The sequence below is a fragment of the Victivallis vadensis genome (assembly GCF_003096415.1).
In the GTDB taxonomy this organism is placed as follows: Bacteria; Verrucomicrobiota; Lentisphaeria; order Victivallales; family Victivallaceae; genus Victivallis; species Victivallis vadensis.
This window is the reverse complement of sequence record NZ_QEKH01000012.1, coordinates 114,005-139,257: the sequence shown is the minus strand read 5'-3', so window position 1 is coordinate 139,257 and position 25,253 is coordinate 114,005. Positions and strand designations below refer to the sequence as shown.

Sequence of the window (25,253 nt, the reverse complement as noted above, 5' to 3'; positions counted from 1 at the left end):
GGAGGACTACTGGCAAAAACGTATGCAAATTATCGGCAACGTCGTTATCGGCGTTGGAAACTACAAGTGTGTTTCACAAAATTTGGGACAATAACAAAAAATTTGCTATAATATTAAATGACGCTTCCGGATGGCAGCAATGAAAGGAACCGATCAAATGAACAGTGAAGATTTTACCCATGAAGAGCTTCTGTTCCGCTTCCTGATCACCATGTCCGGCATACCCGCCCCGGAACCGATGGGAAAAGGCGCCCATCCCTAGCATTTCCTTCCGGTACGGATTTGCTTTTTCCGCAGATTCAGAGTATTTTATAAGATTTTCATCAATGATATCGCGGATAGCAAAAGGAGCATGAACCGGATGAGCAGCCAAAAACGTTCGCTGGCCTGGCGCAGCCGTCAGGCGGCGCTGGCCGATATGAAAGCACGGCTGCGCACCAGCTGGCGCTGGGCGGAACCCGGATTCGAGCGGGCGCTCGACTATCTGCTCACCCCCGAAGCCCGTGAACAGGGTGAAAAAATCTGGCAGACCCGGCACAAGGCAGTCTGGAAAATTCAGCTTCCGCCGGAACTCGGCGGCCTGTGCGCCGTGCTGAAATCCAGCGATAAAATGCGGCCTCTGTTCTATTCGTGGAACCACTCCAAAATCGCCCGCGAAGCCGCCAACTACCGCGCGCTCGCTTCGCTCGGCATCCCGATGGCCCGGCTGCTGGCCGCCGGCGACACCCGCCGCAACTTCATTCTGCAGGACTCCTTTCTGGTCACCGAATTCGCGGCGGGCTGCCGGGACGGACGCGTCTTCATCCGGGGCGGAGAACTCGCCGGAGAAACCGGCTTGCGCCGCGCCTTTATCGAGGAAAATCTCAGTTATCTGGCGAAGATGCACATGGTCCACTGCTTCCACAAGGGGTTCACCCCGTATAACCTGTTATGGAAACCCGGCTCCGAAGGGCGCCAAATCGACCTCCGCTGGATCGACGTTTCCAGCTGCTGCTTCCTGCCGCTGACGGAGGGGATGTTCACCAAATATCTGGTGCGCGACATCGCGAACTTCTTCTGGTACCTCAAGCTCGACGAAACAGAAAAACTCGCGGCGCTCCGCCATTACCTTTCGTCCAACACCCGCACCCCGCTCTCCGACCGCGAACTGCTTCACCTCGTCGACGCAGCCATCGCCGAACGGGACGAGCGCGAACAGGCCTGATCCTTCGCATTCCGGGATTTCACTCCTCTGGAGCGAAATTGCGGGATTATTTCACCTTGACTTTGGCGACCATGTCGTCGAACTCGGCCAGAATTTCCGGGTTCTGCTGCGGGAATGCGTAATTGAGGGCACTGGTCACGATCAGGTTCACGACGAATCCGGGGACAATTTCATACAGAAAGCTGTTCAGGCCGAACCACTTCCATACCAGCAGCGTCGCGGTTCCGGCGGCCATGCCGACCAGGATTGGAATCCACGAGGAACGCCGCGAATAAAGCCCCATCAGGATCGCCGGACCGAACGCCGCTCCGAAGCCGCCCCACGCGAAAGTGACCAGCTCGAAGATCGAGCTGTTGCGGTCGAAGGCCAGCGCACAGGCGATCAACGTGATCACCACCACGCTCAGGCGGCTGACCAGCAGCTGTTCGGAAGCCTGCGATTTCGGGCGGAGCAGACTCACGTAGAAGTCTTCGGTCAGGCTCGACGACGACACCAGCAGCTGCGAGTCGATCGTGGACATGATCGCGGCGAGAATCGCGGCGAGGAACACCCCGCCGATCAGCGGGTGGAACAGATCCCCGATCATATAAATGAACACATTTTCGCAGGTCACCCTGTCGAGATTCGCGTACATCGGTGCGGCGAGCAGGCCGATCGCAACGGCTCCGGCGAGGGAGATGATCACCCAGACGATCGCGATGGCGGTCGCTTTCGGAAAAAGCCGGACCGACTTGATCCCCATGAAACGCACCAGAATATGCGGCTGGCCGAAATATCCGAAGCCCCATGCCGCCAGCGAAAAGACCGCCAGCAACGCCGCGCCGGTGCTTTCGGCGGGAGGCAATGCCGAAAGCGTCACGTTCTTAACCTCATACGCCCTGGCCACGCTGCCGGGTTCGAGCGTGCTCATCGCGACCAGCGGCAATACCACGATCGCGAAAAACATCAGCGCCCCCTGAAACAGGTCGGTCCAGCAGACCGCGAGGAAGCCGCCGAGCAGCGTGTAAATGACCATCACCCCGGCTCCGACCAGGACCGCCACCGTGTAGTCGATGCCGAACATCGACTCGAAGAGCTTCCCGGTGCCGACCAGCCCGCTGGCGGCGTAGATCGTGAAGAAGAACAGCGTCAGCAGCGCCGAAAGAATCCGGATCAGGTTGCGGGGGCAGCGGAACCGCTTGTTCAGAAACGCGGGAATCGTCAACGAATCGGTTTCCTCGGTGTAGACCCGCAGCCGGGGGGCGACGACCAGCCAGTTCAGCCACGTTCCGGCCAGCAGCCCGACGGCAATCCACGCCTGGTTGATGCCGAACAAATAGACCGCGCCGGGCAGCCCCATCAGCAGCCAGCCGGACATGTCGCTGGCCTGTGCCGAAAGCGCGGTGACCCAGCTTCCCAGCCCGCGCCCGCCGAGCAGATAATCCTCGACGCTGTTTTTGGACCGCTTGTAGAAGTAGAGTCCGGTCAACACCATCAAGAGCAGATACAGACCGAATGTCACGTAGGTCAGGCCCGAAACATGGGCCGCGGTGCGCGTGAGCATCGCGGCGGCGTCGTCAACCGTATTCAAAACCAAATCTCCTTATCGCTGTGATATCGTGTTGAAACCCGTGAAACCAATCAATTTAGCACGGTCAACCGGATTTTTCAACCGGCAGGGAGATTTTTCCGCAGCGGAACCCGCCTTCAGTCGCCCCAGGAAACTGCCAGGGGACGCCGGGCAGGAATCCGCCTGTGCCGGTAACGGGGGATTCCGACCACGATCGCGCCGGTTACGATCCGGCCCGGCGGCAGGTTCAGCACTTCGAGAATGCCGGGATCACCGGAGATGGCCGCTGCTTCGGCCCAACCGGCCCAGCAGCTGCCGAGCCCGAGCACCGGCGCGTAAAGCTCCGCATAGGTCAGCATGAAGCGGCCGTTCTGCCGGAACAACGGAGCCGTCGTTTCATCCATCAGCGTCAGGATCATGCAGGGGGCGTCCCGGAGCACGTTGTCCTTGCCGGTCGCCTGGTGAAAGGCCACCATCGACGCGAGGTGGGGCGCGAGGTTCAGCCGCCCCTTCGCCCACGTCATCGCGGCTTCGGTCACCTTCTTCAGGGTTCCGCGGTTGTCGATGATATGGAACTGCACATTCTGGGTGTTGCCGCCGGTTGGGGCAAGCCGCGCCAGATCGAGCAGCTCAAGAACGGTTTCGCGCGGAACCGGTTCCGGCCTGAAGCCGCGGATGGAACGCCGGGTGCGCAGGAAATACGCCGCACTCTCCTTCGACGGCAGCTTGGCCGGATTGATCGTCTCCTGTCCGGCGCGGGGAGTCCTGATATTGTCGATCGCTTCGGTCGGACAGACCGACACGCAGTGTCCGCACTCGATGCACTGATCCTCGCGGACCTGTGGCCCCGCCTCCCCCATTTCCAACACGCACGTCGGACAATCGTCGATGCAGAAGCCGCACCGGATGCACGCTTCGGAATTCAGCCGGATAAAATCTTTGTCCATCATTTCTCTCCCTTTCTCAAAAAATTCTCCACGGTTGCAGGCAAATACCATACTCCGGCCCGGCCGAAATGTCAACTTTCCCCTGTACTTTTACCTTTGGGCAGAAAACCGAAGTACCCGCAGCCGGCGGAAACCGGCAAAGATTAAAAACAGGCAATCATTTCCGATTCAGCGTGTTCCGTTCCTTGAAAAGCGGTTCCGTCCTGCTATCTTAACAGTAAAAGCAAGACGGAATCACCGGAAAGGGACGGAACATGAGTGCGAAGAAACTGTATGTGATCGGCAATTCCCACATGGACCCGATATGGCTGTGGCGGCTGCGCGAGGGGCGTTCAACCTGGCTCAACACCTGCCGGTCGGTGGTCCGGATGATGAGAAAATATCCGTTCCTCAAGTTCTGCCGTTCCTCAAGCGCCTGTTACGAGTGGATCGAATCCTGCGATCCGGCGCTGTTCGGAGAAATCCGGCAGCTGGTCGAGGAAGGGCGCTGGGAGCTGGTCGGCGGCTGGGTCGAGCAGTCCGACACCATCATCACCTCCGGCGAAATCCTGCTCCGGCAGGCCGAGTACGGCAAACGCTATTTCCGCGAAAAATTCGGCCGCGATGTGCGCATCGGCTACAGCGTCGATGCGTTCGGGCAGAACGCCGGGCTGCCGAAACTCCTGAAAACCGGCGGCTTCGACCGCTATGTCTTCATGCGCCCGATGGAACACGAAAAATCGATGCCCGATCTCTTCCGCTGGCGCGGCGACGACGGCAGCCTGGTCACCGCTTTCCGGATCAAACAGGCCTACTGCACGATGCCCGACTGGACAAAAAAAGAACAACTCTTCGACTGGATTGACCGGCTGATCGAAACCGGCGCCGAATACCAGACCTTCTTTTTCGGCATCGGCGACCACGGCGGCGGCTTTTTCGAGCGGCAGATCGAATGGCTGCTCGAAGCGGCCCGGACCCGCCCCCTCGAATTTTCAACGTTGTCCCACTATTTCGACGTGATCGAAAAGACCGAGCTGCCGGTCGTGGAGGGAGAGCTCACCCACCACTCTCCCGGCTGTTATTCGGCGGTCGGTTCGATCAAGCGCGACCTGGCCGCGACCGAACGCAACCTCCTGAAAGCGGAAAAAATCCTGCTGGAAGCTCCCGGCCCGGATGGAGACGCCGACCGCGCCCGGCTCGACGCGGCCTGGAACCGCTATTTGTTCAACTACTTTCATGACATCTACCCCGGCACCTCGATCCGGGCGGCGTATGAGCAGGAGGTGCGCGACCTGACCGGCGCCGCCAACCTCGCCGCCACCGACATTCTGGAAAAACGGCTCGCCCGCTACGGCGCAACCGTCAAAAGCGACTTCCTGACCGAAGGCGGCGTATTGCTCTGGAATCCCCTGCCCCGCCCGGTGCGCGCGGTGATGAGCTTCGACACCTGGCCGGATCCGAATAAAAACGGCCGGGATTTCAATGTGCTGCGCGACGCCGCCGGAAACCTGGTCCCGCTGGAGTGGCTGCGCGCCGCCGCCTCCTTCGGTCCTTTCGGCACCTGGGGCCGGGCAACCGCCGTCGTCGACCTGCCCGCCTCCGGGCTGCGGGTTTTCGCGTGGAGCTACGGCGACGCCGCCGGGAAGAAGCTCGGTTTCGACCGCCAGCGCGCCGCACTGGAACGGTTCACTTTTCCGGTCCTCGCCGATCCTTATGACACCTGGGGACACGGCGCCCCGCGGCTCGGCGATACGGTCGGCTCCGCCGAACTGACCGCCTGCGACGAGATGGCCGACGGCGCGGTCGCCAGCTGGCTGCGGGCGGCTTACCGGTGGAAAAATTCAACTTTCAAGCTGGACCTGATCGCCTATGCCGGAATCCCGGAGCTTTTCATCCGCTGGAGCGCCGACTGGCGCGAGCCGGATGAAACCGTCAAAATCAGCCTCCGGACCGGCATCCCCTCGGGAACCATCGTCTCCGGCCAGGCCCTCGCCGTGCTGAAGCGCCGCCCGGACGAAAACGAGCAGCCCTTTATCGACTGGGTCGTCGCCGCCGACAAAACCGGAACCGCCGGCTTCATCGCCGGTTCGCTGCACGGTTACGACTCCTTCGGCAGCGGCGAGCTGCGCCTGACGCTGAACCGGCCGGTCCACTATGCCGAGCACGCGCCGAATCCGCCTCACGGCGACGAAGGTTACGCCGATCTCGGTGAAGTGATCCGGGAGTTCTGGTTCTCCGCCGGCCGCCCCGCCGAAGAGTTGCCGGCCATCGCCCAGGAGCGGTTGATGGAAGCGGAACGGTTTGAAATCACCGCCGCAAGCGACGGCAATGCCCTCTACCGTCCTGAATGGAAGATCGAACCGCCGGAGCTTCCGGTCACCGCTCAGCGCGGCGGAGCTTTCCGGCTCTGGAATCCGGCGAACCGTCCCCGGGGATTCCGGCTCTTCCGCGACGGCGTCGAACGGGCTTCCGGCGAGCTCTTCCCCAACGAAGTACGCGAAGTCGTATTGGAACAGGAATAGACCGGCAATTTCCAACCCCGTAAGGCAGAACGGCAACCTTGGAGTGCGGAGATTCATCTCCGCTTTCCAGTCGCACGTGAGTTTTATATTCGGCTTTGCATTGCAACAAGAACAAACAGCGCTGCCCGGAGGGACTGCTTTTCTTGAATGCAAGAACAGGCATTGGTGCCCGGAGGGTAGTGAGCACCGGGCCTCCAGCCTGCGGATGGCTCCGGGGGACGTGCGCGACGTCCCCCGGACCCCCTCGCCGGTGGCGAAGGCCGGTCCGGTTGCAAAGCATTTCCGCTCGCGGGCGCGGCTTCGCCGCTTACTTGCCGGGCTGCGCCCGTCAACCCCTTCAACGCCCGCGTTGCGGGCTACGCCAGGGGGGGCTTCGCTCACTACGTTCGGCTTCGTCACTATCGTTCCTCGTTACTTGCTGGAAGCAAGTAATTTCCTCACATTCGTTCGCGGCGCTTGCCGCGCTTATCGTGCGCCGCGAAAGTGGCTATGGAGACCGACCTTTGCCTTGCACAAGTTAGCCGCCGCGCGACCCCGAAGGGCGTGGAGCGCGTACCCGGCAGCGGCACCTTGCCGCCACCTTGCCGCACGCCGCCTTGCCGCTCGGAAACTTTTCCACTTTTTTCTTTCTTCCTATTGACTTTTCCCTCTCTTTGTGTCATAATATAATTATATCAATATATTACTTTGATTCAGATTGGATTCATCTCTATGGAAAACAAATACGACAAGATCAAATCCTTCCTGATGGAGGAGGCCTTGAAGCCGGAATCCCGGCTCAAGATGCCGACCGTTCAGGAGCTGATGCGCAAGTTCGGCGCTTCGCAGTCGCCGGTGTGCCGGGCGATCCGGGATCTCGAAAAAGAGGGTGTGGTGCGTTGCCGCCGTGGTTCGGGGATGGTCAGCTGCGGCGCCGCCGCCAAGATGGAGGAGAACCACCCGGAACGCGAGTTCGGCGCCGGCAACACCGTGCTTTTCCTGCGGATCGACTACTTCGCGGAATCGCTGTGGAACATGGAGCACACTTTGCTCAGCTACGCCCGGCAGCTCAAACTTTCGATCATCAACTACCGGATGGACCAGAGCGCCGACGTGATCGCGATCATCCGTTATGTGATGAACCTCCACACCCTGCGCGGCATCGTGATGGAATCCGGGCCGGAGACCAAATCCGACGAGGTGATCGAATTCCTGAATACGCTCCCTTTCCCGGTCGTGCTGCTCAACAGCAGCAACATCTACGAATCCGCCGGTGCGAATGTGACCACGCTGTGCGCCGACTCCGAACAGGCGGGACGGCTCTGCGTCGAGGCGCTGCACCGGGCCGGGCACACCCGGATCGGCTACATCCGCAACGAACCCGAATGCGACCTGACCCGGCTCCGCCAGCAGGGGATCAACGCCGCCGCCGGGGAATGCGGCGTCACCGTGATCAACTTTCCATCGACCATCAAAGCGTGGGAGAGTTCCGCCGCCGCCGCCGAAAAGATCACCGCCGCCCGGCTCGGCGAAATCCGCGCGGAACGGCTCACCGCACTGATCTATTTCAGCGGCATCGGCGCGCTGGCGGGACGGCGGGTGCTCCACCAGGCGGGCATCCGGGTGCCCGATGAAGTCAGCGTGATCAGCGAAGACGGCGGCAGCCTGCTCGCGCTGGTCTGCCCGGCGGCCACCGTGGTTGCCAGCGATTACCTCCAGCCCTGCCGCGACGCGCTGGACATCATCCTCGGCAAGCAGCCCGCGCCGGGCATCCGGCGTTACCCTTATACCCTGATCGAACGAGAATCGATCCGTCACCTTTAACAGAAAGGATTCCGACATGAAACGGCACTATTTCACTTTAATCGAGCTTTTAATCGTAATAGCAATAATTGCAATTCTGGCGGCAATGCTGCTTCCGGCGCTGAACAAGGCGCGCGAAGCGGCTTACAAGACCACCTGCATGAACAACCAGTCCCAGATCATGCGGGCGCAGCAGTTCTACGCCGACGACAACCGGGGATACTTCTTCACCTTCGCGTGGGAAATCTGGTCCAAGCGGCTCTGCGAGCTGGACTACCTGAAAAACTTCCGGCAGGTGGCCTGCCCCTCCAACAAACACCCCGACAGCGATGCTTTCCGAGACGCCTACTGGACCGGCGGCTGGAACTCCTACGGCTTCTATCAGGCCGCCGACCATTCGCAGGGGCGTTACTACGGCGACAACGACTATCAGGACAACACCAACGGCAAACGCGACCTGCTCGGCAACTGCTTCGTTTTCAAAAATGCCGGCGGCAAGGAGTATTCGCTCTACGCGGTCGGACGACTGAAACTGCCCTCCGCGACCGCCTTCCTCGCCGACACCGCGATCGTGGAGGCAGGGCAGGTTCGCGCCCCCTTCTCGCTGTGGGCCGGGCGCGAAGCGATGGACAACGCCGCGATTCACGCGATCCACTCCGAACAGGCCAACTTCGGTTTTGCCGACGGCCACGTCGCCGCGAAAAATCCGGCGGCACTGTGGGACAGCCCGCAAAAACTCCGTTTCTACTACAGCATGAACGGCGCGCCGAAAAACGCCAACTGATCCGGAATTTCACCATGAACAAACTCTGTCTCACCCTTTTCCTGCTCGGCAGCGCCGGGCTTTGCAATGCCGAACTGATCCGCAACGGTTCCTTTGAAGCCGTCGGCCCTGACAAGCTGCCGCAGCACTGGCTTTTCACCGCCAAGGGCAGCGAGCGGGCGCAGCCGAACATCACGTTGACCACCGTATCGGACGCCGGGGCGCCGGCAGGCGGAACCGTGGTCCGCTTCACCCACCCCGCCGCCGGAGTCAACGACGTGTACGGCTCGCTGATCCAGCTCGTCAGGCCGGAGGCCGGACGCCGCTACCGGCTGAATTTTTACATGAAAGGCAAAAACATCAACCAGCTGCTGCTGATCTTCGGCGCCCGCTGGGCGGAGCGATGGGTGGTGCCGACCGCCGGGCTCTCCGAAACCGGTTGGAAGCTCTTCAGCCACGAGATCACGATCGATCCGCAGGATCTCGATCCGAACGGCGATTACCAGGTCCGGTTCAACATCGAGGGGTATGCCGAGTGGGGGATGTTCGACGGCGTAAGTTTCGTCCCGACCGGAGGCACCGTCGCTCCCGGCCGCCGTTCCGCCGCGCCGCAACTGGAAATCCGCCCGCTGCCCGCTGCCGGCGACAGCGATCTTTTCGCCGCCGACCTGATCCTCTCCGGCCTCGACCGGGAAGCCGGGTGGACGCTTCCGGTCGAAATCACCGACGCGGCGGGCAAACTGTACCGGTACGGGCTGAAGGAGTTGAATGCGGTCCGAAACGGCGAAACCCTGACCGTCAACGCGATCCTGCCGCTGGAGATCGCCGCCGGGGAGTATGCGGTAAAGCTGCCCGGTATCGGCAGCGCGAAATTCACCAGACAGCCGTCGCGCGCCCCGCGGGAAATCGCGGAGCAGAAGGAGCGGCTCGCCCGCGCCCGTGCCCGGTTCGCAGCGCTGGAGCCGGAGCTTGCGAAATATCCCCGCTCACGCTATCTCGCGGTTTACGCCAACGTGATTCCGCAGCAGATCGAATTGCAGGAAAAGGACCTGAACCGCCGGTTCGGCTCCGCGCCGGAGCGCGATTACTACCTGAACCGGGGGCGCATCGCGATTCCGGAGATCGAAACCGCGCTCGACGACCTCGCCGCGCTGCTCCGCTCCGGCAAGCCCCTGCCCGGCAACTGGAAGCTCGCTTCGGGCGAGGTGGAGTACCGGGACGGTTTTCCGGTCGCGGAAATGATCGACGAACAGGGCAACCGGCAGCGCCGTTACGTGATGTTCGGCGGCTACGGACACTTCGAGCAGGCGATCCGGGACATGCCGCTCTTCGACCGGATCGGCGGCAATGTGGTTCAGTTTGAAATCGGCCCGTGGAGCGTCTATCCGCAGCCGGGCAGACAGCGGGAACTGGAACCCGACTTCACCTATTATCACGATTACATCGAAGCCGGGCTGAAGCGGGCGCAGGAGAACAACCAGAAGGTCGCGCTGCTGCTGGCCACCCACTACGTGCCGGAGTGGTTCAAAAAGGCCCATCCCGAAACCGACGCGGGCCATCTGTTCGTGCCGCTGGACATCCTGCATCCGGCCACCCGCTCCTTTCACCGGCAGTTCATCCGCGACATCGTCGGAAAGCTCGCGAAAAGCCCGTACCGCGGCGCGCTGCACAGCATCGTATTGAGCAATGAGCCGACCTACGGCCAGTGCACGCTGGACCGCTCCTTCTCCCGTGCCGAATTTGAAAAGCACCTGAAGCGGCGCTACGGCTCCGTCGCCGGCTTCAACCGCGCCGCCGGTACGCGTTTTGGCGACTTCCGGGAACTGGCCGACGCCGGTTACGGCTCTCCCGCCGTGAAACATGAATTCATCAGGTTCAAGCGCGAAGCCCTCGCCGGCTGGCACTCCTTCATGGCCTCGGAGGTGCGCCGCCTGCTGCCGGGCGTACCGCTTCAGGCCAAGCTGATGATCCATCAGGTCTACGCGGAGCGCGAACTGGAAATGGGGCTTGACCCGGAACGGTTCGCCGCCTTCAGCGACCTCAACGGCAACGACAACGGCGACGGCACCTGGCTGGACCCGTCCCTCGGCACCGCGCTGCAATATTCGCTCAAGCCGGTCTCGGTCGCGAACACCGAAAACCATTACATCTCCGACGGCAGCCAGATTCCGGTGGAGCCGCAGAGCATCTATACTTCGCTCTTCCAGCAGTATATGCACGGGGCCTCCACGCTGGTCGGCTGGGTCTGGGCGGACAACGCCTTCAACGGCGCGCCGTGGCTCGACGGCTGCATTCAGCGCCGTCCGCTGGACATCATCGCCCACTCCCGGGCGATCCTCGACGCCAACCGCCTGTCCGCCGAAATCGTCGCCTTCAACCGGGTCCCTCCCGAAGCGGCGCTGATCTACTCCCCGACTTCGCTGACGCTGAACCGCAACCGTCACACCAAAGCGGTCTACGACGCCTGGCGCACCCTCTCCGCCACCGGCCGCAAACTCGGCTTCATCAGTGAAAAGCAGCTCGCCGCCCGGAAATTCGGCAAGCTCAGGGTGATCGTCGCGCCGGAGGTGAGGAACCTGAAGCGCGACGCCCTCGCCGGTCTGCATGAATTCGTCCGGCGCGGCGGCACGGTGCTGACTGCCGGAGAAAACTTCCACGGGGACGAATTCGGCCGCCCGGCCGAGGTAAAGTTCAGAACGGTCCCGGCGAACAGCCGTGAAACACTCCGGGCGGAACTGGCCCGGCGCATTCCGCTGCCGGTCGAAGTCTCCGCGCCGGCTCCGGCAGACAGCCTCGACATCGTGCAGGTCCGCACCGTCACGCTGCCGGACGGCCGCATACTGGTCAATCTCGTGAACTTCGACCGTTCCGCCCGCCGGGTGAAGCTCGACATTCCCGGCGGCGGAAGCGCCGTCGACCTGATCTCCGGCGAACCGGTTCCCCGCGAGTTTTCGCTCGCGTGGAAAACCCCGATGCTGATCGAAATCCGATGATCCCGCACCGGGCGCATACACTAAAAAAGGACCGGCGTTTCCGTCGGTCCCCTCTTTGCAATCAACCGGATTACTTCGCGCGGCGGATGCCGAGCGTTTCGGTGATTTCGAGATACTTCGCGCGGTTCTCGCGGGCGAGATAGCTCAGCAGCTTCTTGCGAAGCGCGACCATCGCCAGCAGCCCGCGGCGGGTGCTGTGATCCTTGAAGTTGGCCTTGAGGTGCTCGGTCAGCTCGCTGATGCGGGCGCTGAGGATGGCGATCTGCACTTCCGGCGAACCGGTATCCCCCTCTTTACGGGCGAACTTCTTGATGATTTCCGTTCTCTGAGCCTTGTCCATGTCGCAAATCCTTTCATCATGATTGCGCGTTCGGCAGCCTGATCCTCCACGGACAATCCGAAGAATCCACCACCTGAACCGTTAATAGATTTTATTAAAATACTTCATCGTCGCGTTTTTTCAAACCGGGAGAGAAAAAAATTCCGAATTTTACCGGTTTCCCATTGAAAAAAACGGCTTTGATGTTCCATTACCTATATGACAGAACAGGAGAACCGTCACCCCATGAAACAACTCGATCTCGTCCTTTGCGGATTCGGCCAGATCGGCCGGATGCTCTATAAAACGCTGCTCACCCGAACCGATTTCAGGCTCGTCGCCGTGATCGATTCCTCGCCGGAATTCATCGGGCGGGACGCCGGAACCGCCGCCGGCTGCGCCCCCTGCGGCATACCGGTCACCGGTTCGCCTGCCGGACTCGCGGTGCGGGCCGACGTCGCCGTGGTCACCACCGTATCCGACGCCGACGCGGCGGCCGACACCATCGCCGGACTGCTCGGCAAAGGGATGCCGGTGGTCACGACCTGCGAAGAACTTTTCTATCCTTATCCGCTTCACCTCGACGCGGCGGCGAAAATCTCTGCGGCGGCGCAGGCGGCTCAACTGCCCGCGCTGGCGATCGGGATCAATCCCGGCTTCCTGATGGACTACCGCGTCGCGGCGCTTTCCGGCCTTGCCGCCGATATCGAACGGGTCCATGTGCAGCGCATTCAGGACGCCTCGCCCCGCCGCATGGCCTTCCAGAAGAAGATCGGCGCGGGGCAGACTCTCGCGGAATTCGAAGCCAGCAGACAGGCGGGCAGGCTGCGTCATGTCGGCTTGCCGGAATCGGTCTACTTCGTCGGAGCCGCCCTCGGCTGGGAGCTGACCCGCGTCACCGAATCCATCGAACCGGTCGTCGCGGAAGCCGACCTCGCCCTTCCCGGCGCCATCCCGGTGAAGGCCGGCCAGGCCCGCGGCGTCCGCCAGTTCGGGCGCGGCTTCGCGGGCGGCCGCGAAGTGATCACCCTCGAATTCGTCGCGGCCATCGGCGAACCCGGCTCCACCGACCGGGTCCATATTTTCGGGACGCCCGAACTCGACAGCGTGATTTCCGGCGGCGTAAACGGCGACAAAGGAACCTGCGCGATCACCCTGAACGCCGCCCGCCACATCGCCGGCAGCAGACAGGTCGGGCTGCTGACCATGCTCGACATCCCGCCCATCACCGGGCACAGCCGATAAAGGCTCATGAACGGGAGTTTTCAATGAAACTGCGGGCGATTCTGACTGCGGGAGTGCTGGCCTGTCTGTTTTCGGCGGAAGCCGCGAAACCGGCCGGAGCGGCGGCGGTAGCCCTGAACCGCGACGGAACGGGACATGAAACCTTTTTCGTATTCGGAACCGGCGCGACTGGAGAACTGGCCGGACTTCCCGCCGAGTTGAAGCAGAGCGGCTATCGTGAAGCGGACCTTTCCGCCTGGACGAACGAGATCGATTGTGAAGCCCTGCTCGATGCGCTGTCCCATGCCGGAATCCGGGTCGTCCGCTGCTATGTGCCGGAACCGGGCAAAGCGGCGTGGTTCCGCCGGAACCTGGCCGGGCCGGAGCCGGAGGAAAGCGGCAGCCGGAGCGTCAGCTATGTACGGGCCCTGATCGAAGACAACGACTACAACCGCCGCTATAAGCTGCCGGGGAAATTCCGGGCGGTGAAGTACGTGACGATCCACAACACGGCCGAACCGTTTTCCGCCCGCCAGGAGCGCGACCGGGTGGATTTCCGACGGGACGGCCGGAGCGTCTCCTTTCATTTCGCGGTCGATGAATGTGAAGCCGTGCAGCTCCTGCCGCTCGACATTCACGGCTGGCACGCCGGGGACGGGCGGGGGCCGGGCAACACCGAAAGCATCGGCGTCGAAATCTGCCGCAGCCAGTGCCGGGGAGCGGCGGAATGGCAGTACCGCCGCAGTGAAGCGAATGCGGAAATCCTCGCCGCCGCGCTGCTGCGCCACTTCAAACTCACCGCGGCGGATCTGCGCATGCACCGGGACTGGATGCGCAAATACTGCCCGCACCGGCTTTTGGAGGAGAATCGTTTTGAGGAGTTCCGGGCGCGTGTCGCCGCCCGCCTCGCCCGGAAGCCGGACGGCGAAGAAAAAAAACTGCTGCGCGGCCTCTCCGAAGCTTGACCTTCCCGCCAACCCCGGCTATGTTATCCGACCGCATACGAATCCAACATCCAATTCGGAGAATACCGCGATGAACGTCAGAGAACGAATGAAAAACGGAAAGCTCTATTTCTGCACCGACCCGGAGATCGCCCGCGAACAACTGGAATGCCTGGACCGGCTGTACGACTTCAACCAGACCCGCCCCTCCGAAATGGAGAAGCGCCAGGAGCTTCTCAAAAGCATTCTCGCAGAGGTCGGCGAAAACTGCTACGTCGAGCCGCCGCTCCACGCCAATTGGGGAAAGAACACCCACTTCGGCAGCAACGTCTACGCCAACTTCAACCTGACGCTGGTGGACGACACGGATGTCTACGTCGGCGACAGCGTGATGTTCGGGCCGAACGTCACGGTCGCCACCGCCGGCCACCCGGTCGATCCGGAGCTGCGCCGCAAGGTCGCCCAGTTCAACATCCCCGTCCATATCGGCAACAACGTCTGGATCGGCGCGGGCGCGGTGCTCCTGCCGGGCGTGCACATCGGCGACAACAGCGTGATCGGCGCGGGCAGCATCGTGACCAAGGACATCCCCGCCAACGTCGTCGCGCTGGGGAATCCCTGCCGCGTGCTGCGCGAAATCAGCGACCGCGACCGCGAGTATTATTACAAAGAGCTCAAAATCGACATCCGCTGAAAAAGCGCTTCAGTCGCCGAGCCCTTCAAGCAGCCGCCGCAGCACCGGGGCATCCGCGCGCAGCTGCTCCGGGGAGTCGTTCCGCACGAATTCCATCAGGATATCCAGCGGCCTCCCCTGTCCGGCCAGCGTTTCCAGATAGCTTCTCCACACCGGAATCCCGTCCGCGAACGGCAGCCGTTCCGCCTGCCGCCACTGGAAGGCGTGCACCGTGGAAAGCCTGCCGTCGAGCCGCCGGATCTCCTCCCGGCAAAGCTCCGGCTCCCGTCCCACGGACGGCTGCCAGCCGGAGCAAAGCCCCGGGCAGCCGTCGAGGAGCTCAAGGCAGGAGTCCAGCGAATCGGTCAGCGTTCCACAGTGAAATTCCATGCCGACCCGGATGCCGGATTCACCGGCCAGCTCCACACAGCGTTTCAGGTCGGCGGCCACCGCCAGGCGCTGCTGAGGCGCACACTCCATGCTTCCTTTGTCTCCGGCCCAGACCCGGATCAGGGGGGCCTGCAACACCCGGGCGCAGGCGACCACCCGCGCAAATTCCTCCGGAGCACTCACACCGCACCGGTAATAGGAGCCGTAAGCCGCGGTCCGCAATCCGGCCGCTTCGGTAAGACCGGATACCTTTTCCGCCGTTGCGCAGTCGCCGTGAGGCACATGGATGTCGCCGCCCCATTCGACCGCCTCCAGGCCGCATTCGGCGCAAAGCCGCACAATCTCCTCCGCCGGCAGCTGCCGGAACGACACGGAAACCAGACCGGGAACCAGACCGCAATTTTTCATGACAACCTCCTGATCACAATCAAAATAAGAGAAAATCCCCGGCATGCAGGGTCCCGGGGATAACTTAACGCCTCAAACTCTCCTCCGCAAACGGCGAAATAAAAAAATCCGCGAACTCCCGCCTTGCAAAAAACGGTTGCGGCAGTAAATTATGCAGAGGGTCCGCCCCCTTCCGGGATATCCGGCGTGCGGGGCGGCAGTAGTTTCTCTCCTCCTTTCAAGGTTACATCATGACGGAATTTTTCGTTCGGGACCGCGGCTTCTACACCTCGTTTTTCGCGATGACCGCCACCATCGCCATGCAGAGCGCGATCGTATTCTCCGTGAACCTCGCGGATGCGGTGATGCTGTCGCGCTACACCGAAACCGCGCTGGCCGGAGTCGCACTGCTCAACCAGATCCAGTTCCTGCTGCAGATGCTGGTTTTCGGCGTCGCGGAGGGAGCGCTGATCTTCTCATCGCGCAGTTGGGGCGAACACCGGCTCGAACCGATCCGCGACGTGACCAGCATCGCGTTGAAATTCGGCGTTGCAATCGCGATTTTGATGAGCATCGCCATCCTCGTTTTTCCCGAACCGGTGCTGCGGTTGATGGCGAATGATCCGGCCATCGTCGCGGAAGGGGTGAAATACGCCCGGATCATCGGCTGGTCGTATCCGGTTTTCGCGATATCGCAGATATTGATGATCATGTTGCGCAGCGTCGAAACGGTCAGGATCAGCTTCTACCTTTCCATCGTGACTTTCTGCGTGAACGTCACCTTGAACTATCTGCTGATTTTCGGCAACTGCGGCTTCCCGGAGCTGGGCGGGCCGGGCGCGGCCATCGCCACACTCTGTTCACGCTGCCTGGAACTCGTGCTGATCGCCGGCTACACCCGGTTCATCGACTCCAAGGTGAAGCTCCGGCTTGGCCATGTGCTGAAGCGTATGAATACCGGAATGCTGCGCGACTATATCCGGGTCGGTTCGCCGGTCTTTCTCTCCGGCGCGATCTGGGGACTGGCGATGGCGATCCAGACCGGCATCCTCGGTCACATGGGCAGCAGCGCGATTCCGGCGAATTCCGTGGCGACCACCGTATTCCAGATCATCACGGTATTCATCTACGCCAGCGCCAGCGCCGCGGCGGTCATGACCGGGAAAACCATCGGCGAAGGACACACCGACCTGATCAAACCCTGCACGCGAACCTTCCAGGCGCTGTTCCTCTGCAATGGAATATGCAGCGGCGCAGTCCTGTTTTTCCTGAAAGACCCGATCATCCATCTTTTTTCGGAGCTGTCGGCGGATTCGGCCGCGCTCTCGGTGAAGTTCATGACGGTTCTCTCCGTCACCACCGTCGGAACCGCCTACCAGATGCCGGCGCTGACCGGACTCGTCCGCGCCGGAGGAGAAACCGATTTCGTGCTGAAAAATGACCTGGTTTTCATGTGGCTGCTCGTACTGCCCTCCGCCGCCCTCGCCGCCTTCGTGTTTCATCTCTCGCCCACCATTGTTTTTATCTGCCTCAAATCCGACCAGATTCTGAAGTGCGCCGTCGCCGCCGTCAAACTTAACCGCTACACCTGGATCAAAAAGATTTCCCGCACTGAATCGCCGCTCTCCGAAGTTTCTCCCTGACCAAGCTGGCGGCAGGGGCGGCAAGGTGCCGCCGCCGAATTCGCGCTCTACGCCCTCCGGGGTCGCGCGGCGACTGGCATATACAAACAAAGGTCGGTCTCCATAACCATTTATCTTGCGTACCTAAGCGCGGCAAGCGCCGCGAACGAATGTGAGAACTGCTTTGCATCAGCAAAGCAGCGAGGAGCAAGTGCGACGAAGCCGAACGCAGTAAGCGAAGCCCCCCTGGCGAAGCCGCGCCCGCAAGCGGAAGTGCTTCGCAACCGGCCCGGCCCCCGCCACCGGCGGGGAGTCCGGGGGACGTGCGCGACGTCCCCCGGAGCCATCCGCAGGCCGCCAATCCCGTGCTCACTACCCTCCGGGCAGCCTGCCTGTGCTTGCACTCAAAAATTGTTACCCTCCGGGCAGTTCTGCCTGTTCTTGCGGCAATGCAAAGCCGAATATAAAACTCATGCGCGATTTGAAAGCGGAGATGAATCTTACTCCCGCAGAGCGGGAACAGACCCTTCGGCTCCGCACTCCAAAGACGCTTCGCGTCAAAGGAGCAAGCCCCCTCTTTGCAAAATTTGCATAAAAAACGAAAAAAATTACAATGCATTGTTGACATTTACAAGAAAGTTTGGTATAATAAAAGCAACGGATGGAAATCCCGCTTATGGAAAGTGGAATACTGACGGATATGGAAACCAGAAACAAAAACTCGGCGGCAGCAATCCTGGAGCAGGTTGCCGGAAGAGCGCAGGTTTCGACCGGAACGGTGAGCCGTGTTTTCAACAACAGTTCACTGGTTCCCTCGGCAACCCGGAGCCGGGTGCTGCGCGCCGCCCGTGAACTCGGTTTCCGTCCCCGCATCGGGGTGCGGAACAAGCAGATCGCGCTGGTCACGGAATCACCCGACAGAACCGTGATGGGGGGGTATGTGAACACGATGACGCAGTATCTTTGCTTTGCGCTTTCCCGCGAGGGGGCCGGTATTACGATGATCACCGAAGACCGGATCGGCAATCTGGAAGACTGCTGGTTCGACGGGATCATCGGCATCGCATGGGAAGACGAAACCATCCGGATCCTGAAGGCGTTCCGGAATCTCCCGGTGGTCTGGCTCAGCGACGAACATGCGGATTCTTTTCACTGCGTCTACGTCGACGCGCATAAAACCGGCCGGATCGCCGGAGAATACCTGTGGAACAGAGGACACCGGAAGATCGCGGTCATCCACGACAACGACTATATCGGCTTCAACCGCGCGGAGGGCATGCGCCGGATTCTGGACGAACTGGGAGCAGAAACTCCGCCGCTTGCCTTCTGCAACGACCAGCCGCTTCATCTGGCGGTGAAAAGGGTGATGGACAGCGGCTGCACCGCCGTCTGGGTCACCGGCGAGGATATGAAATCGGTTGAGGTTTACTGGCTGGTCCGGGAACTTCTGGGCAAAAGGATTCCGGAGGATCTCTCTATTCTGGGTTTTGAACATCCCGGCATGACCGGCTTTCTCTGCCCGGCGCAGACTTCGCTGGTCAGTCCGCTGCGTGAAATCGCGGAAAAAGCAGTGGAGCTGGTGCTGCGGGACGATCTGAAGAAGTTGGAGAAGATTGAATATCCGGTTCAGCTGATTGAACGTAATTCGATAAAAAATTTACCCTGAGGACAATAAACCAAGAGAGGTGTGACGTATGTTCAACTGGAAAAAGAAAACCGCCCTGCTGCTCGCGGGGCTGGCGATGGCCGGAAGCGCCTTCGCCGCAGACGTGCCGCTCGCACTCGACGCGAAACAGTTCGAGGCCCGCAACGGCGCGAAAGTGAACTGGAAAAACGGGGTTCTCGACCTCAAGATTCACAACCCCGAGTGGTCCGGCGGCGTCCGGATCAATCCGCCGGCCGGACAGAAGTTCGACTTCTCCAAAGGCCGCTACCTCGCCTGCGATGTCGAAAACACCGGCGACCGCCAGATGCGGCTGACCATGCACATTTCAAGCGGCGAGCGCGGCTCCAAAAGCAGCAGCCATGTCGACCTGCCCCACCGCGAGGTCAATACCGGCATCGGCCTGAATCCGGGTGAAAAGCGCACGATGCGCATCTACCTGCCGCACGCATCGCTCTTCCTCGCTCCCGAAGGCGGCAAGCACATGCGCGTGCTCGACACCGCGAAGATCAATTCGATCGAATTCCAGCTTCAGTGGCCGTTCGAACTTCCCCGGAAGTACCTGGTCGACTGCCGCATCTCCAACATCCGTCTGGAAGGGGAACCGGAGTACGACAAGAAAATCGCCGGTTCCAAGGATTACCTGCCGTTCATCGACCGTTACGGCCAGTACATCCACTCCGACTGGCCGGAGAAGATCCACAGCGACGAGCAGCTCGTAAAGGAGCATCAGCGCGAACTCGCCGAACTGGACAGCCTGCCCCCGATCGCCGACTGGAATGAATACGGCGGCTGGGCCACGGGACCGCAACTGGAAGCGACCGGTTCGTTCCGCGTGGAGAAGTATCAGGGCAAGTGGTTCTTCGTCGATCCCTCCGGCAGGCTTTTCTGGTCGACCGGCATCGACGTGCTGCGCAACAACACCGACTCCCCCAACCGCAAACACCCCGAGTGGTACGCGAAAGACGTTCCGCAGGATTACGTGCTGCCCTTCACCGACTGGAACCTGCAGAAGAAATACGGCAAGAAGGACTACCTCAACGATTATTATAACGTGCTCGTCCGCCGGCTGCGCGCCTGGGGCATCAACACCATCGGCAACTGGGGCAGCGACGACCTGATCCTGCTGGGCAAAATGCCCTATACGCTGTGCCTCGCGGAGATCAACTCTCCGGCGCTGCGCGATATCCCCCGCCTCCAGATCAAGGAAGAGAACGGCAAGGTCAGGCGGATCAATTTCTATGACGTTTACGCTCCGGCCTTCGAGGAGAAAATGGGCAATCTGCTGCGCACCCGCGCCGAGCAGAGTGAAGCGGCTGAAAAATCGCTGACCGATCCGATGTGCATCGGCTACTTCGTCGACAACGAGCTCCGGTTCAACGACATCATCTCCGGCACGATCAAGGCGGTGCCGGACCAGCCGGCCAAGCTGGAGTGGGTCAAAGACCTCAAAGCGAAATACGAGAACTCCATCGAAAAGCTCAACAAGGCGTGGAAAACCGAATTCGCCGACTGGGACGCCCTGATCGCCAACAACAAAATCGTGCCGAAATCCGATGGATTTCACGCCGATTCGCAGGCTTTCCTGCTGAAGTTCGTTGACCGTTACTTTGAAGTCGCCCGCAAAGGCATCAAGAGCGTCGCGCCGCACCGGCTCTACCTCGGCTGCCGTTTCGTCGGCTTCCGCCAGAACGGCAACATCTGGAAGGGCGCCGCGAAGTACTGCGACGTGCTCAGCGTGAACACCTACAGCAACTGCGTCGCCAACATCCCCGCCCGGGATTTCCACGACAAACCGATGGTGATCGGCGAATTCCACTTCGGCACCTACGACCGCGGCATGTTCGCTCCGAGCCTCTGTCCGGTCGGAACCCAGCAGGAGCGCGCGACCTCCTATATGCGGTTCGTACAGGGTGCGCTGACCCAGCCCAACCTCGTCGGCACCCATTACTTCCAGTTCCGCGACCAGCCCCTGACCGGCCGGTGGGACGGTGAAGGCTACCAGATCGGCTTCGTCGACGTGGCCGACACTCCCTACAGAGAGCTGTGCGAATCCGCCCGCGAAACGGGTGAGCACATGTACCAGTACCGTCTGAACGGCAAAGCCGTCAACGATATGAAGTAATCAGGCTCCTGCTTTCGGGCCGGTGCGGAATCTCCCGTACCGGCCTTTCCCATTTTCATGAGAAATCCCATTTCCGGAAACCCGCATATAGCGTCATCTGCGGCCGGGGAGTTCTGCTTCGGCAAGTGAACCGGCGGCGGGTCCGACGCTCCTCCCGCAGCGAAAAGAGCCGTCCCGCCCCCCCCCGGGAACAGCACCGCGCCGCCACAGATACTGTCCCAATGCCGTTTCCGGCAGCAGGCAAGCCGAAAGCACCGGCGTCATGTTGATGCGCCGGAATGCCAGTCAGGCTCCGCAAAGCGCGTAACCGAAATAAATGGGATATTTTAATATCACTTGCAAAATAAATCAATAAGATTTATATATTTAGATTTAAACTTGATAAAACATTGATTTCTCTCTCCTTTCAACTTGTATTTTCCAAGAAACGGCATATATTGAGAATTATAAATATGAATGCGTGATGATTTCTTACTATATGGGGGGCTGAAAAATGAAAAAAATTCTCTTTGCGTTAATTGCCGGACTGTTCGCCGTGCCGCTTTTTGCGGCTTATCAGTACGATTACGGCACAATCAGCGGCGCATCGAGTGATAAGAGGCCGGACAGCAAATATACCGCCTATGCCGACCGCGGCGGCAGTGCCGGCCTGCAGAACACGCTCTATTTCAATCATGAGTCCTACCTCTATTTGGACATCGCCAAAGGGGCGGGCGCGAATTTCGGAGCTTATTATCTCGACGGCGCCACACGCGGAGCTGACCTGAACCTGCAGCTGACCGCCGACGGCAGATATTCGGCTTTCGACGCCGACGGCAACGCCGTTCAGTTCAATCCCGGCGACGCGATCGGCTTCTGGTACGAGGACGCCAACGGCAAGATCGTGTACAATACCCCCGGACTCGAAGGCGAGCACCGCCAGACCTACAACGCCACCTGGATCAAAGATCAGGATACCTACATGATCGGTTTCGGTGAATACGGTCAATATATCAATTCCAGGAATCCGGATCAGATTTACGGTGAATCCGCCTTTGTCATGGATGTTCAGGTCGGCGGCACGGCTCCGACCGGCCAGCCGCTTCCCGGAGTGCTGGCTACCCTGCTGATCGGCGGCGCCGTCGCGACCGGCCGCAGACTGTACCGCCGCCGGGCCTGTTGAATCCGCCCCCACTCCCTGCCGCTTTTCACGGAGCACTCCCGAAAAGCGGCATTTTTTATTTCCCCTCCTCCCCCCCTGCGGCAACAGGAATTTCGCCTTTGACGAGCAGGAGTGCCCCATCCCCCGACCGGCAAGTACTGGTGCTGAATACTTAAAATCCGGCAGGGGATGTACCGGATTCCCCATATTTTCTGAAGATGCACATTGCCTCTTCACACGCAACCGGAAAGAAAAATCACACTGGGCAGCCTTGTAATATACATAAAAAAGGGTTATTGTTAACAAGCCGCATTCCGCTCATGAAAGAAAGGCGGTGTCGTTGTGAAAATAAGAGCCCAACGTTCCATGACCCAAAAACTCGAAAAGCATCGAACGGGATTTTCCGGCGGAGATACAATGGCTCCTGGTAAATTTTTATTGCTCCAGCTTGATTCCGGCAATGATAAAACTGTTCCAGACTGGATGTGATGCACCTGTGACCATCTGTTTTTCCGGATCAGACCTGAAGATTTGGACATCCAGCGCTTTGACCGGGATTGGTTGATTATGAAGTACCGTTGAGGAGAAGGACATATTGGAAAAATTAATAAATTTGCGGGAGGCCGGAATTTCTTTAGCCTGGCTGGGCAATATCTTGGCGGCTTTGATGTCATCAGGTGCGGGGACATGGGGTAAAACTTTCTTTGACGAATTGCTTGGGAAAAATGCCCCGCTGCCGAATTTGACGGAATGGGTTCTTAGTGCGGCTCATGTTTTCTGGCTTGTTCCCGTTTGTATCGGACTCCTGTTGATCGCGGCGCGAAAGCGAAAAAGCATTCAGGATGCGGTCGTTCTTGTTTCATGGAGCCTCTCCATATTGTGGCTGGTCTGCATCATTGCGGCATTTCTGCTTCCGATGATGGGGCTGGATTGGAGATTGGGAACATTATGAACATTCCCCCTCTATTGCGGCAAAGACTGTCAATCGCTGTGGAAAAATCGAAAAAAACAGCTTGTCCGTTATGGTTGAGCCAAGCGATCATCAACCGTTCTTCCGGCTGCAAATAGTGCGGACTGGAACGCAACGCAGTTTGCCGAGAATGCAAAAGGAGTAAGTTAATCTTGGATTATCTGGCATATTACAAATTGGCGCTTCAAAAAGTGTATGGCGGAGAGTTCCCGGAAATGTCCTCCGAGGAATTTGACCGGCGCTGTGCACTGGAAACAGTTCCCGCTGCCTTGAAAGCACTTTATCTTGCACTCGGGACGGAACGCATTTGCACAATGCACACACTGCTCCCTATGCCAGAGGAATTGTTTTGTGTGGAAAACATGGTGCTTGTCCAGAAGAGCCAAGACCGAATCTGGGCAATTCAGGCTAAAGATCTGACAGAAGAAAATCCGATTCTTCAGGTGATGACCGAACACCGTGAAGAAGCGGATGGAACGGATATCTGGATTTTCGCAAATGACGGTACAACCAGGCTCGCGGTCCAGATGGCCAATCTGATTGCGGAATCCGCCCGGAAAACGGCAGAACTCCAGCAGACCGTTCGACACGGTTTCTGGAATACCGTCCGCAATGCGTTTTCTCATATTACCCGCAAACGGGAGTTGTTGTTGAACGTCCTGATACTCTGCTTGCTGGTTGTTTTCATTCAATCCGGAATTTCATTTACATTGGTCGCGCGCTATCCCAAATGGGGCGGGCTGTCTGTCCTGTTTTTCATGGTGTTGACCGCCGTTCCTGTTTACAGTATCGGGCGAATTTACTTTTACTGGAACGTCTGGATTCACTGGAGCGACAACGTTCGCTTTACCGATCTGGGCGACAAATTGTTTCTCCAGACTCTTGAGCAGACCTTGCAGTATTTGCGCTGGAACCGTCCGGATCTCTGGAGCGCCTATGAATGCGGCAGTGTGGAATTCAATCCGGAAGTGGCGCTTCATGACGGACCGAATCGTTTTTGTCAGGGCCGCTATGATCTGATTTCCGATGCAGACGGAGCGCTTTACTTCCCCGGATTTGCTGTCATACGGTATTCGGCAAAGAAACAATGTTCCGTTTTGCTTCGGACAACATTGGATGATTCCGGATGTCTGAAATTCCTCTATGTCAATGACCATTGCAACTGGCGGCTGCCGAAAAAGAAGCGACTTTCTTTGAGATCCGCGAGTATCGTCAAGGATGTTTTAACGGAGGATCTGACATACAAAATCGGTCCGGCAGAAGATGTTCCGGAAAATTTGCGGGAATGTCTGAAACAATGTTGTTCAGACTATCCGTCAATCCGGAAAGCATGGCTCAATCCGGCCATTATGGATGGAGTCCCGGTATATTTGCTGACGGTGCTCGGCGACGAAGATACCGGATTGAATCCGCTTTTGGGAAAAGCACTGGAACTTTCCGATCGTCCCTTTAACGCGGCAGTGATTTTCGACGAAAACGGGATGGAAAACAACCCGCCCCTGTTTGTACGAAACGCGGAGGAGAAACAATAACCATGCCCGATATGTTCAATACGACGATTCCGGTGGATTGGGGAACGGAAACTTTACGCTGGACGGCCGGCGATGAGGTATTCTCCTGTCCGAATCTCGCGGTGCCGCCGTCGAAACGCGGGCCGGTGTGCGCCGTGGATAATGATGCAAAACAGCTATTGAACGATCACCCGAACTACTGTGGTTTCACGCCTCCTGCCGAAATTTTATTCGATGATCCAGAGATCATGGCAGTACAAAATTTGACAATGATTCATCACGCCCGGCAACCTCTGCCGTGGAGGAAACGCCTGATGAAGCCTAAGATACTTGCCGCCGTTCCATTGGGCACCAACGGCATCGAATCCATCGGATTCTGTCAAGTTTTGAAGCGGGAAGCACCAAAAGTCATTTTCGTGGAAGCGCCGATGGTCGCGCCGCGCGGAATCTCGCCGGAGCCGTCCTGTGCGGACTTCTGCGAATGCAGGGGGAGATTCCGCAAAATCTATGGAAATAATCTCACGTAGATTTCATACGCGGAACCG

General features: G+C 59.6%; 19 protein-coding genes. 15 read left to right on the top strand and 4 right to left on the bottom strand.

Annotated features, from left to right (window positions below):
- Positions 1–361 precede the first annotated feature (361 nt).
- Positions 362–1,204, top strand: coding sequence for a lipopolysaccharide kinase InaA family protein (locus C8D82_RS09010; protein ID WP_165832962.1), 843 nt, complete (start codon positions 362–364; stop codon positions 1,202–1,204).
- A gap of 46 nt (positions 1,205–1,250) precedes the next feature.
- On the opposite strand, the gene putP is transcribed toward C8D82_RS09010, so the two are convergent.
- Both putP and C8D82_RS09000 read right to left on the bottom strand, forming a co-directional pair.
- Complete coding sequence (gene putP / locus C8D82_RS09005) at positions 1,251–2,774, bottom strand: sodium/proline symporter PutP (protein ID WP_207776097.1); 1,524 nt, start codon at positions 2,772–2,774, stop codon at positions 1,251–1,253.
- A 116-nt stretch (positions 2,775–2,890) separates the two neighbouring features.
- On the bottom strand, positions 2,891–3,703 hold the full coding sequence (locus C8D82_RS09000; RefSeq protein WP_165832961.1) for a nitroreductase family protein: 813 nt from the start codon (positions 3,701–3,703) through the stop codon (positions 2,891–2,893).
- 251 nt (positions 3,704–3,954) lie between these two features.
- Here C8D82_RS09000 and C8D82_RS08995 point away from each other — a divergent pair, with 251 nt between their 5' ends.
- The 4 genes from C8D82_RS08995 (at position 3,955) to C8D82_RS08980 (ending at position 11,739) form a co-directional block, all read left to right on the top strand.
- Positions 3,955–6,201 (top strand): glycoside hydrolase family 38 N-terminal domain-containing protein, encoded by a 2,247-nt coding sequence (locus tag C8D82_RS08995; RefSeq protein WP_116883947.1) that lies wholly within the window; start codon positions 3,955–3,957, stop codon positions 6,199–6,201.
- Between the two features lie 711 nt (positions 6,202–6,912).
- Positions 6,913–8,004, top strand: a complete 1,092-nt coding sequence (locus C8D82_RS08990; protein ID WP_116883946.1) for a substrate-binding domain-containing protein — start codon at positions 6,913–6,915, stop codon at positions 8,002–8,004.
- Between the two features lie 16 nt (positions 8,005–8,020).
- On the top strand, positions 8,021–8,767 hold the full coding sequence (locus C8D82_RS08985; protein WP_116883945.1) for a prepilin-type N-terminal cleavage/methylation domain-containing protein: 747 nt from the start codon (positions 8,021–8,023) through the stop codon (positions 8,765–8,767).
- 14 nt (positions 8,768–8,781) lie between these two features.
- Positions 8,782–11,739, top strand: a complete 2,958-nt coding sequence (locus tag C8D82_RS08980) for an alpha-amylase family protein (RefSeq protein ID WP_116883944.1) — start codon at positions 8,782–8,784, stop codon at positions 11,737–11,739.
- A 70-nt stretch (positions 11,740–11,809) separates the two neighbouring features.
- Here the strand turns inward: C8D82_RS08980 and rpsO are convergent, their stop codons facing one another.
- Complete coding sequence (gene rpsO, locus C8D82_RS08975; RefSeq protein WP_116883943.1) at positions 11,810–12,079, bottom strand: 30S ribosomal protein S15; 270 nt, start codon at positions 12,077–12,079, stop codon at positions 11,810–11,812.
- 225 nt (positions 12,080–12,304) lie between these two features.
- Between rpsO and C8D82_RS08970 the strand changes: the two genes are divergently transcribed.
- From C8D82_RS08970 to C8D82_RS22115, 3 genes are all read left to right on the top strand, one after another.
- On the top strand, positions 12,305–13,303 hold the full coding sequence (locus tag C8D82_RS08970; protein WP_165832960.1) for a hypothetical protein: 999 nt from the start codon (positions 12,305–12,307) through the stop codon (positions 13,301–13,303).
- A 23-nt stretch (positions 13,304–13,326) separates the two neighbouring features.
- Positions 13,327–14,247, top strand: a complete 921-nt coding sequence (locus C8D82_RS08965) for a peptidoglycan recognition protein family protein (protein ID WP_116883941.1) — start codon at positions 13,327–13,329, stop codon at positions 14,245–14,247.
- Positions 14,248–14,317: 70 nt separating this feature from the next.
- Positions 14,318–14,920 carry a sugar O-acetyltransferase gene (locus tag C8D82_RS22115; protein WP_116883940.1) on the top strand — a complete coding sequence of 201 codons (603 nt, stop codon included), beginning with the start codon at positions 14,318–14,320 and terminating at the stop codon, positions 14,918–14,920.
- Between the two features lie 9 nt (positions 14,921–14,929).
- Here the strand turns inward: C8D82_RS22115 and C8D82_RS08955 are convergent, their stop codons facing one another.
- Complete coding sequence (locus C8D82_RS08955; protein ID WP_165832959.1) at positions 14,930–15,697, bottom strand: sugar phosphate isomerase/epimerase family protein; 768 nt, start codon at positions 15,695–15,697, stop codon at positions 14,930–14,932.
- A gap of 230 nt (positions 15,698–15,927) precedes the next feature.
- Between C8D82_RS08955 and C8D82_RS08950 the strand changes: the two genes are divergently transcribed.
- The 7 genes from C8D82_RS08950 to C8D82_RS08920 all read left to right on the top strand — a co-directional run bounded on the left by C8D82_RS08950 (position 15,928) and on the right by C8D82_RS08920 (position 25,235).
- Positions 15,928–17,319: an MATE family efflux transporter gene (locus C8D82_RS08950; protein ID WP_116883938.1), complete on the top strand. Its 1,392-nt coding sequence runs from the start codon at positions 15,928–15,930 to the stop codon at positions 17,317–17,319.
- A gap of 655 nt (positions 17,320–17,974) precedes the next feature.
- Positions 17,975–18,964 (top strand): LacI family DNA-binding transcriptional regulator, encoded by a 990-nt coding sequence (locus C8D82_RS08945; RefSeq protein WP_165832958.1) that lies wholly within the window; start codon positions 17,975–17,977, stop codon positions 18,962–18,964.
- Positions 18,965–18,992: 28 nt separating this feature from the next.
- Positions 18,993–21,086, top strand: coding sequence for a beta-galactosidase (locus C8D82_RS08940; protein ID WP_116883936.1), 2,094 nt, complete (start codon positions 18,993–18,995; stop codon positions 21,084–21,086).
- Between the two features lie 493 nt (positions 21,087–21,579).
- The gene (locus C8D82_RS08935) at positions 21,580–22,248 is read left to right on the top strand and encodes a hypothetical protein (protein WP_116883935.1); all 669 of its coding nucleotides are present in this window, start codon (positions 21,580–21,582) and stop codon (positions 22,246–22,248) included.
- Positions 22,249–22,822: 574 nt separating this feature from the next.
- A complete protein-coding gene (locus C8D82_RS08930) occupies positions 22,823–23,179 on the top strand; it encodes a hypothetical protein (RefSeq protein ID WP_116883934.1) in 357 nt (118 codons plus the stop codon).
- 170 nt (positions 23,180–23,349) lie between these two features.
- Entirely contained in the window at positions 23,350–24,729 is a 1,380-nt protein-coding gene (locus C8D82_RS08925) for a hypothetical protein (RefSeq protein WP_133245124.1), read from the top strand.
- A 2-nt stretch (positions 24,730–24,731) separates the two neighbouring features.
- On the top strand, positions 24,732–25,235 hold the full coding sequence (locus tag C8D82_RS08920) for a hypothetical protein (protein ID WP_116883932.1): 504 nt from the start codon (positions 24,732–24,734) through the stop codon (positions 25,233–25,235).
- The last annotated feature ends 18 nt before the right edge of the window (positions 25,236–25,253 follow it).

Excerpts from the sequence above, each read along its gene's own strand:
- C8D82_RS22115 (WP_116883940.1), top strand. The coding sequence starts at position 14,318 with ATGAACGTCAGAGAACGAATGAAAAACGGAAAGCTCTATTTCTGCACC.
- C8D82_RS08990 (WP_116883946.1), top strand. The coding sequence starts at position 6,913 with ATGGAAAACAAATACGACAAGATCAAATCCTTCCTGATGGAGGAGGCC.
- C8D82_RS08985 (WP_116883945.1), top strand. The coding sequence starts at position 8,021 with ATGAAACGGCACTATTTCACTTTAATCGAGCTTTTAATCGTAATAGCA.
- C8D82_RS09000 (WP_165832961.1), bottom strand. The coding sequence starts at position 3,703 with ATGATGGACAAAGATTTTATCCGGCTGAATTCCGAAGCGTGCATCCGG.
- C8D82_RS08965 (WP_116883941.1), top strand. The coding sequence starts at position 13,327 with ATGAAACTGCGGGCGATTCTGACTGCGGGAGTGCTGGCCTGTCTGTTT.
- C8D82_RS09010 (WP_165832962.1), top strand. The coding sequence starts at position 362 with ATGAGCAGCCAAAAACGTTCGCTGGCCTGGCGCAGCCGTCAGGCGGCG.
- C8D82_RS08955 (WP_165832959.1), bottom strand. The coding sequence starts at position 15,697 with ATGAAAAATTGCGGTCTGGTTCCCGGTCTGGTTTCCGTGTCGTTCCGG.
- C8D82_RS08945 (WP_165832958.1), top strand. The coding sequence starts at position 17,975 with ATGGAAAGTGGAATACTGACGGATATGGAAACCAGAAACAAAAACTCG.
- C8D82_RS08940 (WP_116883936.1), top strand. The coding sequence starts at position 18,993 with ATGTTCAACTGGAAAAAGAAAACCGCCCTGCTGCTCGCGGGGCTGGCG.
- C8D82_RS08935 (WP_116883935.1), top strand. The coding sequence starts at position 21,580 with ATGAAAAAAATTCTCTTTGCGTTAATTGCCGGACTGTTCGCCGTGCCG.
- C8D82_RS08995 (WP_116883947.1), top strand. The coding sequence starts at position 3,955 with ATGAGTGCGAAGAAACTGTATGTGATCGGCAATTCCCACATGGACCCG.
- C8D82_RS08950 (WP_116883938.1), top strand. The coding sequence starts at position 15,928 with ATGACGGAATTTTTCGTTCGGGACCGCGGCTTCTACACCTCGTTTTTC.
- C8D82_RS08970 (WP_165832960.1), top strand. The coding sequence starts at position 12,305 with ATGAAACAACTCGATCTCGTCCTTTGCGGATTCGGCCAGATCGGCCGG.
- C8D82_RS08920 (WP_116883932.1), top strand. The coding sequence starts at position 24,732 with ATGCCCGATATGTTCAATACGACGATTCCGGTGGATTGGGGAACGGAA.
- C8D82_RS08980 (WP_116883944.1), top strand. The coding sequence starts at position 8,782 with ATGAACAAACTCTGTCTCACCCTTTTCCTGCTCGGCAGCGCCGGGCTT.
- rpsO (WP_116883943.1), bottom strand. The coding sequence starts at position 12,079 with ATGGACAAGGCTCAGAGAACGGAAATCATCAAGAAGTTCGCCCGTAAA.